General features: G+C 59.9%; 17 protein-coding genes. All 17 read right to left on the bottom strand.

Annotated elements, in window-relative coordinates; translation table 11 throughout:
- Positions 1-61: 61 nt before the first annotated feature.
- On the bottom strand, positions 62-859 hold the full coding sequence (locus BN1127_RS11655) for a DUF1338 domain-containing protein (protein WP_042649569.1): 798 nt from the start codon (positions 857-859) through the stop codon (positions 62-64).
- A 149-nt stretch (positions 860-1,008) separates the two neighbouring features.
- Positions 1,009-2,478, bottom strand: coding sequence for a succinylglutamate-semialdehyde dehydrogenase (gene astD, locus BN1127_RS11650; RefSeq protein WP_042649568.1), 1,470 nt, complete (start codon positions 2,476-2,478; stop codon positions 1,009-1,011).
- Positions 2,479-2,543: 65 nt separating this feature from the next.
- Positions 2,544-3,563 (bottom strand): arginine N-succinyltransferase, encoded by a 1,020-nt coding sequence (astA, locus tag BN1127_RS11645; RefSeq protein ID WP_025326162.1) that lies wholly within the window; start codon positions 3,561-3,563, stop codon positions 2,544-2,546.
- Between the two features lie 75 nt (positions 3,564-3,638).
- Positions 3,639-4,856 (bottom strand): aspartate aminotransferase family protein, encoded by a 1,218-nt coding sequence (locus tag BN1127_RS11640; protein WP_042649567.1) that lies wholly within the window; start codon positions 4,854-4,856, stop codon positions 3,639-3,641.
- Between the two features lie 278 nt (positions 4,857-5,134).
- Positions 5,135-5,716 carry an aminodeoxychorismate synthase component II gene (locus BN1127_RS11635; RefSeq protein ID WP_042649566.1) on the bottom strand — a complete coding sequence of 194 codons (582 nt, stop codon included), beginning with the start codon at positions 5,714-5,716 and terminating at the stop codon, positions 5,135-5,137.
- Between the two features lie 369 nt (positions 5,717-6,085).
- Positions 6,086-6,301: a hypothetical protein gene (locus tag BN1127_RS11630; protein ID WP_005329964.1), complete on the bottom strand. Its 216-nt coding sequence runs from the start codon at positions 6,299-6,301 to the stop codon at positions 6,086-6,088.
- 123 nt (positions 6,302-6,424) lie between these two features.
- Positions 6,425-7,429 carry a tryptophan--tRNA ligase gene (trpS, locus tag BN1127_RS11625; protein ID WP_041205201.1) on the bottom strand — a complete coding sequence of 335 codons (1,005 nt, stop codon included), beginning with the start codon at positions 7,427-7,429 and terminating at the stop codon, positions 6,425-6,427.
- A 17-nt stretch (positions 7,430-7,446) separates the two neighbouring features.
- On the bottom strand, positions 7,447-8,112 hold the full coding sequence (locus tag BN1127_RS11620; protein ID WP_005329960.1) for a phosphoglycolate phosphatase: 666 nt from the start codon (positions 8,110-8,112) through the stop codon (positions 7,447-7,449).
- A complete protein-coding gene (gene rpe / locus BN1127_RS11615) occupies positions 8,102-8,773 on the bottom strand; it encodes a ribulose-phosphate 3-epimerase (RefSeq protein ID WP_041205203.1) in 672 nt (223 codons plus the stop codon). Before rpe ends, BN1127_RS11620 begins: the two co-directional genes overlap by 11 nt.
- Before the next feature lie 438 nt (positions 8,774-9,211).
- Positions 9,212-10,084, bottom strand: coding sequence for a Dam family site-specific DNA-(adenine-N6)-methyltransferase (locus BN1127_RS11610; RefSeq protein WP_042649565.1), 873 nt, complete (start codon positions 10,082-10,084; stop codon positions 9,212-9,214).
- A gap of 70 nt (positions 10,085-10,154) precedes the next feature.
- Entirely contained in the window at positions 10,155-11,699 is a 1,545-nt protein-coding gene (locus tag BN1127_RS11605) for an SPOR domain-containing protein (RefSeq protein ID WP_042649564.1), read from the bottom strand.
- Complete coding sequence (aroB, locus tag BN1127_RS11600) at positions 11,689-12,771, bottom strand: 3-dehydroquinate synthase (protein WP_042649563.1); 1,083 nt, start codon at positions 12,769-12,771, stop codon at positions 11,689-11,691. The genes BN1127_RS11605 and aroB overlap by 11 nt, the downstream gene beginning before the upstream one ends.
- A 16-nt stretch (positions 12,772-12,787) precedes the next feature.
- Positions 12,788-13,306 (bottom strand): shikimate kinase AroK, encoded by a 519-nt coding sequence (gene aroK, locus BN1127_RS11595; protein ID WP_005329951.1) that lies wholly within the window; start codon positions 13,304-13,306, stop codon positions 12,788-12,790.
- 191 nt (positions 13,307-13,497) lie between these two features.
- Positions 13,498-15,723, bottom strand: coding sequence for a type IV pilus secretin PilQ (locus BN1127_RS11590; protein WP_042649562.1), 2,226 nt, complete (start codon positions 15,721-15,723; stop codon positions 13,498-13,500).
- A 16-nt stretch (positions 15,724-15,739) separates the two neighbouring features.
- Complete coding sequence (locus BN1127_RS11585) at positions 15,740-16,267, bottom strand: pilus assembly protein PilP (RefSeq protein WP_042649570.1); 528 nt, start codon at positions 16,265-16,267, stop codon at positions 15,740-15,742.
- Positions 16,268-16,269: 2 nt separating this feature from the next.
- A complete protein-coding gene (gene tapO / locus BN1127_RS11580; RefSeq protein WP_005329946.1) occupies positions 16,270-16,869 on the bottom strand; it encodes a PilO family type IV pilus biogenesis protein TapO in 600 nt (199 codons plus the stop codon).
- Positions 16,866-17,375, bottom strand: a 510-nt coding sequence (locus BN1127_RS11575) for a PilN domain-containing protein (RefSeq protein ID WP_042649561.1), incomplete at its 5' end; no start/stop codon positions are given. The genes tapO and BN1127_RS11575, both read right to left, overlap by 4 nt.

Below are 17,375 nucleotides of genomic sequence, written 5' to 3'. Positions count from 1 at the left end.
CATAACTGGGACAGCGCCATAAAAAACGCCCCGTCCGGGGCGTTTTTACCAACAACCGCCGTTACATGGCGTTGGTGGATTCGAAGATCTTGTCGGCCGACGCCTCGACGAAGCCCGGGTAGAGCACGCCGTCTGCTTGCGGGTAGCGCAGGGCGAACTCGTAGAAGCAGCTTGGGATGGTGCGCACGCCGTCGCTGAAGGGGACTTCGGCCTTGTCCGCCATGGTGGAGGATTGCTCCAGCATCACCTGGGGATCCCCCTTCACCTCGCCGCCGACGGTGTTGAGCACGAAGCCCGCCGCTTTCAGGGCTGCATTGACCTGCTGGATGGTGTCGAAATCCTTCAGGCGGTTGATGTTGACGGTGAAGTGGTTGGCACGGTAACCCCAGGCGGCCATCCAGGCGGCGTACTCGCTCTCTGCCAGCAGCGTCTGGTAGTCGGCGTGGGAAACCTGCCAGGGGGCACCGGTGTAGAGGAAGGCCGGGGTGTCGGTCAGGTGATCGGGCACCTGATCCACCAGCTTGTGGATGATGGCCTGGGCGCCTTCCGAGAGCTCTTCCACCTTCAGCTCGCTGATGAACACCTTGGGCGCATCCGGATCGGCATGTTCGAAGTGCTTGGCATAGAGCTTCTTGGCCTTGAACACATACTCGCCTTTCTCCTCGTAGCCCAGGGCGCGGAAGTGGGCCGCCAGTTTCTCGAGGCCGAGCTTGGGCAGGTTGTAGGTACGAAACGCCACGTGATCGTTGATGATGGGGGCTCCGCCCCCCAGCAGTTGGTGAACCTTGTGGGCACTGGGGGTGACTTGAATGTAGTTGTCCCACAGATGGCCAAACAGGGTCTCGATATCCTTTTGCATCTCTCTTTCCTTTGATTGCGGGTACAGACAAGGGCACCTGTTCAGTGCCCCTCTTTTATTTTCTTGTTATCAGAAGATCAGACCGGGGGTATGACGCAGTCGTCGGCAGCGTTGGGCCTCTCCTGCCACATCAACCCCCTCCTTCTCGATTAGAAGGTCAAACCCGGGGACAGCTGATCCGGCATCGCGGCCTTGCTGTCTTCCACCGAGGCGACCGGATAGGCACAGTAGTCAGCGGCGTAGTAGGCGCTCGCTCTGTGGTTCCCGGAGGCACCGATGCCACCGAACGGCGCGGCACTGGAGGCGCCGGTGATGGGCTTGTTCCAGTTGACGATACCAGCACGGATCCGCTTGAAGAAGTGGTTCCAGTCCACCTCGTTGTCGCCGAGCAGGCCGGCCGAGAGGCCGAAGCTGGTGGCGTTGCCCTGGTCGATGGCGGCATCGAAGTCGTCGTAGCGAATGAGCTGCAGCAGCGGGCCGAAGTACTCTTCGTCCGGCAGCGCTTTGACCGCGGTCACGTCTATGATGCCCGGAGAGACGAAACCGGTGCCCGCCTCCAGATGCTTGAGAGCGAGCAGGCTCTCACCCCCCAGTTGCTGCAGGTTGGCCTGCGCCTCGACCATGCCAAGCGCCGCACGCTCGCTGATCATGGCGCCCATAAAGGGCTGAGCCTCGTCATCGTAATGACCGACCTTGATCTGGCCGACCACCTCCACCAGCCGCTTGACCAGGGCATCGCCGCGCTCGCCGCGCTCGACAAACAGACGGCGCGAGCAGGTGCAGCGCTGGCCGGAGGTGATGAAGGCGGACTGCACGATGGCGTGAACTGCGCCGTCGATGTCGCTCACATCCTTGACGATGAGAGGGTTGTTGCCACCCATCTCCAGGGCCAGGATCTTGCCCGGCTGACCGGCAAACTGCTGGTGCAGGAAGTGGCCGGTGCGGGACGAACCGGTGAAGAAGAGGCCATCGATGTCCGGATTGCCCGCCAGCGCCTTGCCGGTCTCCACTTCGCCCTGCACCAGGTTGAGCACGCCCTTGGGCAGCCCCGCTTCCTGCCATACCTTGAGCATGGCCTCGGCCACCATGGGGGTCAGCTCGGAGGGCTTGAACACCACGGCGTTACCCGCGATAAGCGCAGGCACTATGTGACCGTTGGGCAGGTGACCCGGGAAGTTGTAGGGGCCGAACACGGCGACCACGCCGTGGGGCTTGTGGCGCACGAACGCCTTGGCACCGGGCATGGGGTTCTCCACCGTGCCGGTGCGCTCGTCATGAGCGCGGATGGAGATGGCGATCTTGCCCTGCATGGCCGCCACTTCGGTGCGGGTCTCCCACAGCGGCTTGCCGGTTTCCCGGGCTATGGTCAGGGCCAGCGCCTCCTTGTGCTCACCGAGCAGATCGGCATAACGGCGTACTATGGCCAGACGATCCTCGAGGGCCAGATCGGACCAATGGTAGAAGGCCGCGCGGGCAGCCTTGACGGCGGCGTCCACCTGGGTCTGGCTCGCCGCCTCCCCGCGCCAAATCACTTCGTTCCTGGCCGGATCTTTTGATTCGAACGGCTTGCCTTCACCGGCCAGCCACTGGCCATCGATAAACTGGACTAAAGACATCATCAATTCACTCCCTGTGGTGCACAGGCCACCTTGGCAGCCTGCTTCAATGCGGTGATATGGACTCGTTATTCCAGATCGACGACCCGAACCATGTCGCCACTCTCCACCTTGAGGGCGGCCGCCATCTTGGGCGGTATGATGGCTTCGTGCTTGTCCAGATCGACCCGGATGTTGCCGTAGCAGGCGCGGTATTGTTCAAACCTGGCGTTGCAGACGAGATAGGTATGACCGCCGATGGGTTCACCCACCAGCACCGCCAGCTTCTGGCTGCGGCGCACGCTGCGGATGTGCTTCACATCGCACTCGACGGTGGGGCCGGCATCGAAGATGTCGACATAACCACGGTTCACGAAGCCCTCGTCCTGCAGCATCTTGATGGCCGGACGGGTCTTCTCGTGGGTCTGACCGATGACGGCACGTGCCTCGTTGCTCAGCAGGTTCACGTAGATGGGGTACTTGGGCATCAGCTCGGCGATGAAGCGCTTCTTGCCGATGCCGGTGAGGTAGTCGACGGTGGGAAAGTCCATCGAGAAGAAATGCTTTTGCAGCCACTCGTAGAAGGGGCTGTGACCGTTCTCATCAGAGACGCCGCGCATTTCGGCGAAGACGGTCTTGTCAAACAGCTCGGGGTGCTCGGCCATGAACAGGAAACGGTGCTTGGAAAGCAGGCGGCCATTGAGCCCCTCGCGGGCGCATTCACGCAGAAACAGGGTGCACAGCTCGGAGTTGCCGGTGTAGTCATTGGACAGCGTGAGCGTCTCGACCACGTTGTAGATGCCGAGCTTGGGGGAAGAGTGCACCACCTTGCCGATGTGATAGTTGTAAAACGGCTGGGACAAGCCGACAGCCGCGTCGATGGCGCAGGTACCGACCATCTCGCCGGTCTCCAGATCCTCGGCCACGAAGAAATAGAGGCAATCGCCCTTGCCGGCGGGCTTGTCCAGGAAGGTCTGGGTCGAGGCATCGATCTTGCGTTGCAGCAGTTCATCGTTGACCGGCAACGAGGTCATGCCGGTGCCGGATTCGATGGCACAGGTCTTGAGGCCGGCGAAGTCGCGCTGCTCGATAGGACGGATAACCAACATAAATGACAACTCCCTTTCATTGACGACAGGTGGGGTCCCGGCTCCTGCCGGGAGGGCTCCCCACCTCAATTTGGATCAGGCGTTAACCACCTGAGCAACCGCTTTCTCGAACCGGGCCAGCCCTTCCTTGATGTCCGCTTCCGGGATCACCAGAGAGGGGGCGAAGCGCACTACATTGGTGCCTGCTACCAACGCCATCAACCCCTGATCGATGGAGGCAAGCAGGAAGTCGCGGGAGCGACCCTTGAAGTCATCGTTGAGCACGGCGCCGAGCAGCAGGCCCTTGCCGCGCACTTCGCTGAAGCAGTGGTACTTGGCGTTGATGGCGTCCAGACCGTCGCGGAACAGCTGCTCGCGCTGCTTGATGCCGCTCAGCACTTCCGGGGTATTGACGACGTCGATCACCGCCTCGGCCACCGCACACGCCAGCGGGTTGCCGCCGTAGGTAGAGCCGTGAGTGCCCACTTTCAGGTGAGCCGCGATCTCGGTGGTGGTCAGCATGGCACCGATGGGGAAACCGCCGCCCAGCGCCTTGGCGCTGGTGAGGATGTCCGGCGTGACCCCCAGACCCATGTAGGCAAACAGCTCGCCGGTACGACCGACCCCGGATTGCACCTCGTCATAGATGAGCAGGGCATTGTGCTTGTCGCACAGCTCGCGCACCCCTTTGGCAAACTCGTCGGTGGGGCGAATGATGCCACCCTCCCCTTGCAGCGGCTCCATCACCACGGCACAGGTATTGTCGGAGATGACGGAGGCCAGCTCTTCCAGGTTGTTGTAGGCGACGTGGGTGATGTCGGCCGGCTTGGGACCGAAACCATCGGAGTAGGCAGCCTGGCCGCCGACGCTGACGGTGAAGAAGGTGCGGCCGTGGAAGCCCTGATGGAAGGCGATGATCTGGGTCTTGTGGGCACCGAACTTCTCGATGGCGTAACGACGGGCCAGCTTGAGCGCCGCTTCGTTCGCTTCGGCGCCTGAGTTGCAGAAATAGACCTTCTCGGCAAAGGTGGCGGCGACCAGCTTCTTGGCCAGACGCAGGGCCGGCTCGTTGGTCATCACGTTGGAGAGGTGCCACAGCTTCTCGCCCTGGGTTTTCAGGGCTTCGACCAGCTTGGGATGGCAATGGCCCAGGCCATTGACCGCGATCCCGCCCGCGAAGTCGACATACTCGCGGCCTTCCTGATCCCAGACACGTGATCCCTCCCCGCGTACCGGAATGATCTTGGCCGGCGCATAGTTGGGAACCATCACTTCATCAAACACTTCACGTGTCACTGCCAACAACTCTGACATATTGCTCTCCTGCTATATCGCGGCAGAATAATCCACCGCCCAAAAGTTAAATCCGTGTAAACGTGGCGGAATTATCACAGAAAAAAAGTAAAAAGTCTGTAACTTAACCGCCAATGAGGAACAATGTTCGATTGCCTGTGAGATTTTAGGCAACCGCATTGCATAACGGCTCAGGGGGTGTTGGCAAGAGATAATTTGGGCAGGAAGGAGGGTGAATAAAGTGTCAGGGAAAATTTTTTTGGCCTCATTTCGATTATGAGACGAGGATCACGATTTTTTCAGGAAACGGCCAAAAAGTTGGCCAGCAACTGGTGTCCCTGCTCGCTCAAAATGCTCTCCGGGTGGAACTGAACTCCCTCCAGTGCCAGTGTTTTATGCCGCAGCCCCATGATCTCGTCCATGGAGCCATCGTCATGTTCGCTCCAGGCAGTGATCTCGAAACAATCGGGCAGGGAGTCATGCGCCACGATGAGCGAATGGTAGCGGGTGACCCGCAGCGGATCCTTGAGTCCCTTGAATACCCCCTCCCCCGTATGGCGGATGAGGGACGTCTTGCCGTGCATCACCTGACGGGCACGCACCACCCGGGCGCCGAACGCCTGAGCCAGGGACTGGTGGCCGAGGCAGACGCCGAGAATGGGTATCTCACCGGCAAAACGGGAGATGGCCGCCAGCGAGATGCCCGCCTCGTTCGGCGTGCAGGGACCGGGAGAGATCACCAGATGGCTTGGGGCAAGCCGGGCTATCTCTTCCAGACTGAGCTCGTCGTTGCGCCTGACCACCACCTCCTGCCCCAGGGCGCCAAAATATTGCACCAGGTTCCAGGTAAAGGAGTCGTAGTTGTCGATGAGTAGCAGCATGAGAGAGCCCTGGGAATAGAACAGAGACGGTAAGCAGACTGCGCCTGCCGGCCGTCCACGGACAAACGCCGCGCATTCTGGCATGTCTGCCCCCGTTAATAAACCGCTGAGGGGTCATCACGCGGGCATGGATGGTGGCTTCTGGTTTTTACTCAGCAAAACATCTCTGCCATCTCGAAGGCGTTGTCCCCATGAGGCTGACCAACCTATGCCCCTCGACGGGGAAACGGACGAGAACAGGCAGAAGACACCGGATAGCCCATGGGCTGGGCTCGGGAGCAGGAAGGGGGAAAGGCGGGCACGGCTTAAGTGCCGAAAGCGGGGTGTGGCATGGCAACCCAGCAGATGGGCAGAAGCCGGGAGAGCACCTCAGCGATCCAGATAACGTCCCTGCTCCAGCTCGCGCTCGCGCTGGCACTCGGCCAGATAGATGGCGGCGGCGATGGCCGGGGTCTTGTGGTGCTTGTCGATGGCATTGGAGACCATCAGCTGCAGGGTGTTGAGGTTCTTGGCCTTGCGAAACTTGCGCAGCCAGTTGCCCTTGTCACTCAGTTCTTCAATCGGGGTATGTGATTCGACAGACATGCTTTCTCTTGGGGCAAGAACCCGCGTTTGACATTGGAAGTTGAATTGACGAACCAGGGGTCGGGTAAAACAAAGAAAGCCAGGCAAATACCCAGCTCTCTACGACTACACCTTCCCAGTATGTCAGGCTCGAGGAACGAAGCCGACGACATCATATACGCTGGTCAGGGTTTTTTCAGCCCTTTCCCGCGCCTTTTGTGCGCCAGCCGCCAAAATTGCCTGCAGATGAGTCTCATCCTGACGCAGCTCGCGGAAGCGTGCCTGGATGGGCTCCAGCAGGGCGACCACGGCATCGGCCGTCTCGCTCTTGAGGTGGCCGTACATCTTGCCCTCGAAGTGCTGCTCGAGCTCGGGGATGGAGCGGCCTGTCACACCGGACATCAGGGTCAGCAGGTTGGAGACCCCCGGCTTGTTCTCGGGATCGAAACGCACCACGGCCGGCTCGTCGGAATCGGTCATCGCCCGCTTGATCTTCTTGACGATCTGCTTGGGATCTTCCAGCAGGCCGATGAAGTTCGCCTCGTTGTCGTCGGACTTGGACATCTTCTTGGTGGGATCCTGCAGGCTCATCACCCGGGCACCGTCGGTCGGGATGAAGGGCTCAGGCAGGGTGAATACCTCACCGTACAGGTTGTTGAACCGGGTGCAGATGTCGCGAGTCAGCTCCAGATGCTGCTTCTGGTCGTTGCCGACCGGCACCTGGTTCGCCTGATAGAGCAGGATGTCCGCCGCCATCAGCACCGGATAGCCAAACAGGCCGACGTTGACGTTGTTCTCGAAACGGGCGGACTTGTCCTTGAACTGGGTCATGCGCGACAGCTCGCCCATCTGGGTGTAGCAGTTGAGGATCCAGCCAAGCTCGGCGTGCTGCGGCACGTGGGACTGGATGAAGACGGTGCTCTTGGCCGGATCAATGCCGACCGCCAGATAGAGGGCGGCGGCATCCAGGCACGCCTTGCGCAGGGCGGCAGGCTCCTGGCGGGTGGTGATGGCATGCAGATCGACGATGCAGTAGAGGCAGTCGAAGTCATCCTGCATGTTGACCCACTGACGCAAGGCGCCCATGTAGTTGCCTATGGTCAGCTGGCCCGAGGGTTGGGCCCCGCTCAATACAATTGGTTTAGCCATGAATGTGTTGATCCTTGTTATTCAGCCAACAGGGCATCGAGCTCTGCAAACTGCTCGCATACCCAGTCAGGGCGGGAATCCGCGATGGGACGGCCATAGTTGTAGCCGTAGGTGAGCCCCACCACCTTCATGCCGGCGGCCTGGGCGGCCAGCACATCATTTTCGGAGTCCCCCACCATCAGGGTGCGGGACGGGCTGACGCCAAGCTCGTGGCAGGCGTGCAGCAGCGGATCCGGGCTCGGCTTCTTGACGGGCACACAGTTGCCCCCCAGCCAAAGTGCGAAACAGTCGCCGATGCCGAGGGCATCCAGAATGGGCTGCACGAAGTGACTCGGCTTGTTGGTCACCACTGCCTGCCGGTAGCCGAGCGCCTGCAGGCGGCGCAGGCTCTGCTCCACACCGTCATACATGGCCAGCCCTTGCAGCAGACAGGCCTGATAGTGCTGGTCAAACAGGGGGCGGGCCTTGGCAAACAGCTCGGGCGCCTCGCGATAATCGAGGGCACGCTGGATCAACTTGTCGGCGCCGTTGCCGACCCAGGTGCGTACCACGGCTTCGTCAGCCTCGGCCAGCCCCAGATCGGTCAGGGTGCGGTTGACCGCCAACGCCAGTTGGGAAGCGCTGTCAATCAGGGTGCCATCCAGATCGAACAGCACCAGATCGAAGGGACGTTCAACGGACATGAGCCAGCTCCGCCCGCATTTGATCGATCACCGCCTTGTAATCCGGCTTGCCGAAGATGGCAGAGCCCGCCACGAACATGTCAGCCCCGGCGGCTGCGATCTCGCGGATGTTCTCCACCTTGACGCCACCGTCGATCTCGAGGCGAATGTCACGACCGCTCTCATCGATCAGGCGACGCACCTGACGCAGCTTGTCTAGGGTGCCGGGGATGAAGCTCTGACCACCGAAACCCGGGTTGACCGACATCAGCAGGATCACGTCCAGCTTGTCCATCACGTACTCGAGGCAGGTGAGCGGCGTGGCCGGGTTCAGCACCAGACCGGCCTGGCAACCCTGCTCCTTGATGAGACCCAGGGTGCGGTCCACATGATCGGAGGCCTCCGGGTGGAAGGTGATCAGGTTCGCACCCGCCTTGGCAAAATCGGGCACGATGCGATCCACCGGCTTGACCATCAGGTGCACATCGATGGGGGCTTCGATGCCGTAGTCACGCAGGGCCTGACAGACCATGGGGCCTATGGTCAGGTTGGGGACATAATGGTTGTCCATCACGTCGAAGTGCACCACGTCGGCCCCGGCGGCCAGCACCTTGGCCACATCCTCACCCAGACGGGCAAAGTCGGCGGAGAGGATAGAGGGGGCAATCAGAAAGTCTTTCATCAGCGTCATCCATTGGCAGCGTGGCAGAAAAAGCGGCGCAATTTTACCGCAAACATGGAATGAAAACGACCCGCAAGTGCAGAAGACGCGGACCGCGAGTCTCACCACAAACACGGAATGAAAACGACCCGCACCTGCAGAAGATGCGGACCGCGAGTCTCACCGCAAACGTGGAATGAAAACGACGCGCAAGTGCAGAAGACGCGGACCGCGAGTCTCACCGCAAACGTGGAATGAAAACCACCCGCACCTGCAGAAGACGCGGACCGCGAGTCTCACCGCAAACGTGGAATGAAAACGACCCGCAAGTGCAGAAGACGCGGACCGCGAGTCCTGCCGCAATACACGCGATGACAATGACCCGCTCGTACAGCCGACCCGGATCTCGCTCTCGCCCAGTCAGAAACGACAACGGTCCCCGCAGGGACCGTTCATGGTTCAACCGACTGAGACCAGTTCGGCCTCACCGGGGTAATGGCCCTGCTCGGGAGCGATGCCGGGCGGGTAGAGTGCCAGCAGTTCGGCTACCTTGTTGCGGCTGCCGCCGTTGCGGCTGATGGTGCGCTTGACCAGGATCTCGTCCAGCCGGGCCCCGCGGTAGAGCTCCCGGGTCAGCTCGATGTCGTGGTTGCTGATGAGCACGGGCACCCCCTTGTGGGCGGCGGTATGGCGGGCCAGCCTGGCCAGCAGCGCCTGGTCATCCAGAGTGAAGCCGCCGGCCGAGTAGGTGGTGAAACTCGCCGTGGTAGAGAGCGGCGCATAGGGGGGATCGCAGTAGATCACCCAATCCTCCTCCGCCCTGGCCATGGCATCGGCATAACTCTCGCAGATGAAGGTGGCCTTCTGTGCCTTCTCGGCAAAGGCCCACAGCTCTTTCTCCGGGAAATAGGGCTTCTTGTACGAGCCGAACGGCACGTTGAAACCGCCCTTCTTGTTGTAACGGCACAGACCGTTGAACCCGTGGCGATTCAGAAACAGGAACAGCTGAGACCTTTCGAACCCGGCTTCGGTCTGGTTGAACTGGGTGCGCAGCCGATAATAGGCGGTCTTGTGGTTGTGCTCGGCCACAAACAACTTGCGCGCCTCGCGGATGAAGTTGTCCGGCTGCCGCTTGAGATGATTGTAGAGACCGATCAGATCCGGATTGATGTCGTTGAGCACATAGGCATCGTAATCCGTGTTGAGAAACACCGAGCCCGCTCCGACGAAAGGCTCCAGCAACACACGCCCGGCCGGCAAGCGCTCGGCAATCTCTTCGACCAGGGAGTATTTTCCCCCGGCCCATTTTAAAAACGCGCGTGTTTTTTTCATGGAAGTCCGGTGTTAAGAAGGCAATGCCCAAAAAAGGGGGACGATTCTACCCCCTTCCCCAGGCGACTGGCTATTGCTTCAATTCTTTTTGTATCTGGGCAAATGACTTGGGCCAGGGTTGTCCCTTGAGCAAGGCGGGGGTGAGCTTGCGGATCGCCGCCTTGGCCTGGGTGCTGTTGGCATAGTCACCCTGCACCACCACGTACCAAGGGCTGCCACGGAAGCGGGTCTTGTAGACCCAGACCTTGCCCGCCAGCCCATGCTCGGCCACGAAACTGTCGACCGCCTGGGTATTGCTCGCCCCCATCAGCTGGATGCTGTAGTGGTTCCTCGCTTTCTTGTTGAGGGTTGCCGCCGGCGTCAGGGCCACCTTGGGCGCTGGCGCCGCAGCAGGCGTAGCCGCGGCAGGTGTGGGCATCGCCTTGGCAACAGGTGCCGAGTTCTGTGTCTTGGGCTGTGCCGTTTCCACGGTCGGGGCCGCACGGGAGCTCTCTCCAATCAGCTCGTCCACCACTGCCGTCGGCAGGGCGCCGCTGATGTTGGGCTGCGTCATCAGCTTTTCGACCACTTCGTCGGAGATGACAACACGTCGCCCCTCGTAATTGCTCGACTCCGTGGTGACCGTCTCGCTCTCGACCTTCTTGGGCAAAGTCTTGGCATCGGGCTGCCAATCCCGGGCAACCTGCTGGCCTCCCTGCTCCCCAGATGTCGTGCCACCGCCCTGAGTCGACTGGGACCCGCTCGCCGTGCCGATGCTCAGTGGATCTGTGGCGACAGGGTTGGGCAACGCCATCCCCTGGGACGAGGCCGGGGTCTCACCCTTGCCTGCCTCCTCGAACAGAGGGAGGTAACTCAGCGCCAGCAAACCGGCGGCCGCCAGGGCCAGCACGGTCGCAATTTTCTTGACGGGCAACTCGGCCTGACGTTTCTTGGGCCTTCTGTCGGTCATGACATCCTCCAATGACTGCATGATGGCGGAAGGGTGCCCCCCCGCCCCCTTCAGGATCTCTTCCACTTTGGGCTTGGGCAAGAGGGCCGCCGGGATCTTCAGCTCCTTGGCCTTCTCATACAAGAAGATGCGCTGCTCCGGTGCGCTCAGTGGCGCGACTTCCAGCTCGAGCGCGGGCATGGCACGCCCCTTGAGGGCACTCTTCTGATCGCGACACCAGACGTCACTGCCCGAGAGCAGAATGGCCAGTTTATGGGGAGAGGCCAGTGTATCGTTGTGGCGACCAAGCGCCCACAGCTCCCCCACCAGTTCGGTCGGCAAGGTGTCGGCACGCTCGATCATGAGCAGCAGGGTGGAAGACTTGCCCTCCAGCATGCGGAAGAAGCTGTCGGCCAGCGCATCCTGTGCATTGAACAGGGGGCGCGCCACCACCTGCTGAAGCAGCAACTGGCGCACGTCTGCCATCTTCATGGCCGGACTGCCGATGAGGCTAACCACCCGCACCTGGTCAGGCAATTGGGCCAGCAGGGATTCACACAGGGTGCCACGGCCGCTGCCGGGCTTGCCGGAGAGAAAAATAAAGGGGTGATTGAACTCAATCAGATGCAGCAGCCGGTCAACCAGCTGCCGCTGGGAAGGCAGTTTAAGCAATTTGTTATTGGTCACGACCAGACTCGATCACCGCCATCAACTGCATATCCGTCACATCGGCCACTACCTGGGCCTGCCCGATCCCGACTGGTAACACCAGCCGCAGCTTGCCTTCCAGCACCTTCTTGTCACGGCGCATATGGCGAATGAAGGCGGCAAAATCCATCTCGGGCGGCGCCAGCACCGGCAGATCGGCCGCCAGCAACAGGTCGCGGACGCGTGCCACCTCTTGCGCCGTCATGTCGCCACGGGCCAGGGCCGTCTCGGCCGCCAGCATCATGCCCGCCGCCACCGCCTCCCCATGGAGCCAGTTGCCATAGCCCTTCTCTGCCTCGATGGCATGGCCGAAGGTGTGGCCCAGGTTCAGCAGGGCACGGACGCCGTGCTCGGTCTCGTCCTGACCGACCACGTCGGCCTTGATTTCACAGCAACGGCGAATGGCGTAAGAAAGAGCATCTGCGTCAAGGCGTTGCAGCCGCACCATGTTGACTTCGAGCCAGGAGAAGAAGGCCTCATCCCAGATGATGCCGTACTTGATCACCTCGGCCATGCCGGCTGCAAACTCCCGCGCAGGCAGGGTCTTGAGGCAATCGGTGTCGATGATCACATGCTTGGGCTGATAGAAGGCGCCCACCATGTTTTTGCCAAGAGGGTGGTTGACGGCGGTCTTGCCGCCGACGGAGGAGTCAACCTGGGAGAGCAGTGTGGTAGGCACCTGAATGAACGGAATGCCTCGTTGATAGCTTGCCGCAGCAAAGCCGACAACGTCGCCTATCACGCCGCCCCCCAGGGCGATGAGGGTGGTGTCACGACCATGACTGGTTTCCAGCAGAGCAGACATGATCCGCTCGAAGGTAGCCAGGGTCTTGTAGGCCTCGCCATCCGGCAATATCAGGTGTTCAACCTGAAAACCGGGCAGCAACTGAATGATCTGCTCAAGATACAAGGGGGCGACGACAGTGTTGGTCACTATCATGACCCGCTTGCCCTTGATCGTCTGCGTCAGCACCTCGGGGCGTTGCAACAGACCAGCAGCTATCTCAATCGGGTAGCTGCGCTCACCCAGTTCGACCTTCAACCTTTCCATGGACGTCCTCTATTGATTACATACCAATCAACTTAACGATTTGATTAGCTACAACTTTTGCACTTTGATCATCCGTCTGGATGACAAAGTCTGCGACTTCTTCATACAGGGCGTTGCGCTCGAGGGCCAGACGCTCCAGCACTTCGCGGGGCGGCTCTTCGGTTTGCAACAGGGGGCGACGCTTGTCTCTCTGGGTACGCGCCAGTTGCTTTTCAATGGTGGTTTCGAGGTAGACCACGATGCCGCGCGCAGAGAGTTTGTTGCGGGTTTCACGGCTCTTGATGGCGCCGCCGCCCGTTGCCAGCACGATACCCTGCTGCTCGGCGAGTTCACCGATCACCTTCTCTTCGCGGATCCGGAAACCCTCTTCGCCTTCAACATCGAACACCCAGCCGATATCGGCACCACTGCGGCGCTCAATCTCATGATCTGAGTCGAAAAACTCCATGTGCAGTTGTTCTGCCAGATGTCTACCTATGGTGCTCTTGCCCGCACCCATGGGACCTATCAGGAAAATATTGCGTTTCTCAGCCATGTCTTTTCGTTAGTAATTACAAACTGTATGGCCCCGGTAACTACTCGACCGGGGTACCTATGAACCTTATCTTGCGATGGATCAGGAGGGGGATTATCTCAATAGAAACCAGGACTGGCAACCGCAGCCCTTACGCCCCAGCCTCATCGGGGCGTAAGGTTATATGTGTTTTACCCTCACATGTAAAGTTTTCAGAGGGCGTCGGTGACTATCCTCGGGGTCACGAAGATCAGCAGTTCACGCTTCTTGTTCTCACTGGTGGTTTTCTTGAACAGATAACCGAGGCCGGGAATATCCCCCAGCAGCGGTACCTTGCTGACGTCGTTCTTGATGGTCTGTTGATAGATGCCGCCCAGCACCAGGGTCTCACCGTTGTTGACCAGCACCTGGGTGGTGATGGACTGGGCGTTGATGGAGACTGCATCCCCGGTACCGGTCGGGACGGTTTCCCCCTTGGTATCCTGGGTCACGGTCAAATCCAGGATGACCCTGTTGTCCGGGGTGATCTGTGGCGTGACCTTGAGACTCAGCACCGCCTTCTTGAAGGTGACCGAGGTCGCCCCGCTGGAAGAGGACTCCACATAGGGGATCTCGGTCCCCTGTTCGATCAAAGCCGGTTTCTGGTTCGCCGTGGTGACCCGAGGGCTTGCAATGATCTCGGCCTTGCTCTCCTTCTCCAGCGCCGACAGTTCAAGATCGAGCAGAGTGCCATTGGCGAGACGGGCAACCTGGAAGGCCAGGGTGCCGGCGGCGTTGGTCACCGGCAGGTTGACGTTGAGCCTGTCTTCCACGCCGGGGCGCGTGATGGTGGAGCTACCGCCATTATTACCCGCGCCATCATTGCCTTCTATGGTGCCAGAGGTGCCATTGCCATGACCATCCGTCTTGGTCACCCCCCACCGCACGCCCAAAGCCTCGTCAAAGCCGTCGTCTATGGTCACCATGCGCGCCTCGATCACCACCTGCTTGACCGGGATATCGAGGATGTCCAGCATCCGCTTGACGTTGCCGATGACATCCGCCGTGTCTTTGACCACCAGCACGTTGGTGCGTTCATCCACGCTCACTGCGCCTCTGGGAGAGAGCAGCTTGGTGCTCTCGGAAGAGAGCAGGGCCGCCACTTCGGATGCCTTGGCATAGTTGATCTGCAAATATTCGGTATAGAGCGGCGCCAGATCGGCCACCTGATTGCGGCTCTCCAGTTGCTGTTTCTCTCGTGCGGCAATCTCGTCCGCCGGGGCCACCAGCAGGATGTTGTTGTCCAGCCGCTTGTCGAGCCCTCTGACCTTGAGAATGATGTCGAGCGCCTGTTCCCAGGGCACACCATCGAGACGCAACGTGATATTGCCGGAGACGGAATCCGTGGTCACCAGGTTGAGATTATTGAAGTCGGCGATGATCTGCAGCACGGTTCGCACAGGAATATCCTGGAAATTCAATGAGATTGGTTTGCCCTGATATTGTTTCGCGGTCGTGGTGGCGACGCGTTTTTTCACCTCTATGATGAACATCTTGTCGGCCTGGTCGTAGCGATAATCAAACTGGCCATTGACCGAAAGTTCAAACAGGGTGTCATTGCCCTGACGGAACACCTCCACCTGGGAGACCGGGGTCGCAAAATCCTGCACATTGATAAGATTCAGTTGCTCATCCGGGATCCGGGTACCGTGGAACTTGGCGAGCACCTTCTGGCCCCGACTGCTCACATCCACTGCAGCCGAACTGTTATCCAGGGTCACGAGAAATTCCCCCTGCCCCTCCTTGCCACGGCGAAAATCCACCCCCTTGACCGAGTTGAAGTAGGCACCTCCCGCGTTAGCCTGCGAGACGGACAGGACGGGTTTGCTGGCCGCAACGGGGGCGGGAGCCGCCACGGGAGAGGAGACAGAGACGGGCTGGGCCTGATATTGAGACTGGTTCTGAGCGACCCGCTGGGTATCAATCAGCGCCGACTGGGTCACTGGCTGGCTCCTGACAAGGGCTGACGGACTGGCACTTGGAGAGGTCGTCGTCGCAGCCACTGGCTGACCGGCCTTCTCTCCCAATGACACCAGCAATTTGTTGCCCTGTTGATGGACCTGGTAAGGGGTCAGCTGATCGAGCGCTATCTTGATATCGAGCCCTTCCCCCTTGCCCTCCACCTTGAGGTTGTCCACCCCTTGCTGCTTGATGGGCAGCGGGTTGACCGTCAGCGCGCCTATGGCTCCGGGCACGTGCAGCAAGAGTTGATTGGGTTCATACGACAGTCTGTCGGTAAATCCGCTCACAGGCTCGCTGAAGCTCAGCTCGAGCAAGAGCTGATCGGCCAACAGCGGATTTACCCTGACCTCCTGCAACGCTGGCACCGCCCACACCTGAGCGCATGCGCCCAGCCACAACAGCGCCACACCGCTCATCCTTCTTATTGTTGTTCTCATCTCTGCTCATCCCTGATCATAGTTTTGCGTCGAGATTGGCCATGGCCAGCTGAGTTTCTCGGGTGACCCAGCATCCTTTGCCATCCGGTACCGTTTCCATCAAGTCAACATGAGTATTCGTTATCTTGATGACTCTGCCCTGATCCAGTCCCATGTACTGATTGAGCCCCACACGCACGGCTTGCCCGTCCGGGGTCCTGATCAGCGCCCATAACTGTCCCTGCTTGCCGATGGATCCCTTCATGCTCAAACTGGCCAGCGAATAGCGCTCCAGCACCTCCTTCTCCCGATTCGCCACTATCTGGGCGCAGTCCGGCTTGGTCTTCGCATCCACTCTGGAACTGGTCTCAGGTTGCGGTTCAATGAAAGGGCTGCGTTGATCGCTGTGCTGATAGGCCATGGGGGAAAAGGGTTTTATCTCCGGCAAGGGTTCGATCGGGATGGGTTGCCTCGCCTTGGTTTGTTGTACGTACTCGTCCATGTCTTCCTGCCCGCCGCAGGCCGTCAACAACAGCACCGGCAAGAAGAGTCCTATCACTCTCATGCTCATGGCTTCTGCTCCAGGGTTTTACCGTTGTATTTGTAGGTCTTGGCCTGCATGGACATGCCTATCAATTCGCCCTGATCCCGGCTTTGATTGAGCTGAAACGACTCCAGGATGACGATGCGCGGCAATGCAGCCATGTCAGCCGTGAACTTGCCAAGCTCGTGATAGGTGCCCACCACCTCGATGCGCATGGGAAGTTCGGTCGAGAATTCGTGTTTGACCTCTGCTTCCCAGTTAATCCTGTTCAATTTGAGCCCGTTGTCGGTGGCGATAAAGCTGATGTCATCCAGCAGCCCTGCCACTTCATGGGTGTTGGGCAGCTGCTTGAGCTGGGCATCCACTAAATGCTCCAGTTGCACCATCTGCTTCCGGTATGCCTCCAGGTTGGCAGCCAGCATGGCCTTGCTCTCGAATTGGGCCTTCAGCTCCTGCTCTTTGACGGCCTCCTGCCGCAAGGCCGTCAGGGAATTGGCAATCACATAGTAGTAGATGGCCCCCCCCAGCAAGGCACAGCAAAACAGGATGAAGATCCCCTTGGCAACCTTGGGCCAACGCGCGATGTCATTGAGATCCAGGTCATTGAACTGTTGCAGGTTCATTTTTTCCCCTTAGCCGCGGCCGGAGCGACGCCGGCAATCTGGAACATCATGGAGAACTGGCTGAGGGCCACGGGCGCCACATCCGCAGTGAAAATAGTGCTGAGCTGAGACTGCCCCAACCAGCCCGAACCATCGATGCGCCTCATCATGCTGGCAACCCGGCCATAGGCTTCAGCCTTGCCGTTGACATCAATTCTGTTGGCCTGCAAGGCTAGGGTATTGAGGTAGACGCCGTTGGGCACCAGCACGGGGAGCTGGTTGAACAGGCGTACCGGTATGTTGCGTCTTGTCTGCAACTGCTCGATAAGCTGCATCCGGTCGATCAGTTCCTTTCGACGCTCCTTGAGCAACCGGATCTCGCCAAGCTGGGTATCGAGTGTGGCCATCTCCTGCAGCAGACGTTGATTGCGCTGCTGCTGATACCCGATCTGCTGCTGCACCAGCCAGTCGACGGCAAAGGCAAGGGAGGCCGTGGCCGCGAGGAACAGTAACTGTTCACCCAGATG

This window comes from Aeromonas media, assembly GCF_000819985.1.
GTDB classification, from domain to species: Bacteria; Pseudomonadota; Gammaproteobacteria; order Enterobacterales; family Aeromonadaceae; genus Aeromonas; species Aeromonas media.
Note: the sequence above shows the minus strand (reverse complement) of the source record. Positions and strands in the feature narration are given on the sequence as shown.

Excerpts from the sequence above, each read along its gene's own strand:
- BN1127_RS11655 (WP_042649569.1), bottom strand. The coding sequence starts at position 859 with ATGCAAAAGGATATCGAGACCCTGTTTGGCCATCTGTGGGACAACTAC.
- astD (WP_042649568.1), bottom strand. The coding sequence starts at position 2,478 with ATGATGTCTTTAGTCCAGTTTATCGATGGCCAGTGGCTGGCCGGTGAA.
- astA (WP_025326162.1), bottom strand. The coding sequence starts at position 3,563 with ATGTTGGTTATCCGTCCTATCGAGCAGCGCGACTTCGCCGGCCTCAAG.
- BN1127_RS11640 (WP_042649567.1), bottom strand. The coding sequence starts at position 4,856 with ATGTCAGAGTTGTTGGCAGTGACACGTGAAGTGTTTGATGAAGTGATG.
- BN1127_RS11635 (WP_042649566.1), bottom strand. The coding sequence starts at position 5,716 with ATGCTGCTACTCATCGACAACTACGACTCCTTTACCTGGAACCTGGTG.
- BN1127_RS11630 (WP_005329964.1), bottom strand. The coding sequence starts at position 6,301 with ATGTCTGTCGAATCACATACCCCGATTGAAGAACTGAGTGACAAGGGC.
- trpS (WP_041205201.1), bottom strand. The coding sequence starts at position 7,429 with ATGGCTAAACCAATTGTATTGAGCGGGGCCCAACCCTCGGGCCAGCTG.
- BN1127_RS11620 (WP_005329960.1), bottom strand. The coding sequence starts at position 8,112 with ATGTCCGTTGAACGTCCCTTCGATCTGGTGCTGTTCGATCTGGATGGC.
- rpe (WP_041205203.1), bottom strand. The coding sequence starts at position 8,773 with ATGAAAGACTTTCTGATTGCCCCCTCTATCCTCTCCGCCGACTTTGCC.
- BN1127_RS11610 (WP_042649565.1), bottom strand. The coding sequence starts at position 10,084 with ATGAAAAAAACACGCGCGTTTTTAAAATGGGCCGGGGGAAAATACTCC.
- aroB (WP_042649563.1), bottom strand. The coding sequence starts at position 12,771 with ATGGAAAGGTTGAAGGTCGAACTGGGTGAGCGCAGCTACCCGATTGAG.
- aroK (WP_005329951.1), bottom strand. The coding sequence starts at position 13,306 with ATGGCTGAGAAACGCAATATTTTCCTGATAGGTCCCATGGGTGCGGGC.
- BN1127_RS11590 (WP_042649562.1), bottom strand. The coding sequence starts at position 15,723 with ATGAGAACAACAATAAGAAGGATGAGCGGTGTGGCGCTGTTGTGGCTG.
- BN1127_RS11585 (WP_042649570.1), bottom strand. The coding sequence starts at position 16,267 with ATGAGAGTGATAGGACTCTTCTTGCCGGTGCTGTTGTTGACGGCCTGC.
- tapO (WP_005329946.1), bottom strand. The coding sequence starts at position 16,869 with ATGAACCTGCAACAGTTCAATGACCTGGATCTCAATGACATCGCGCGT.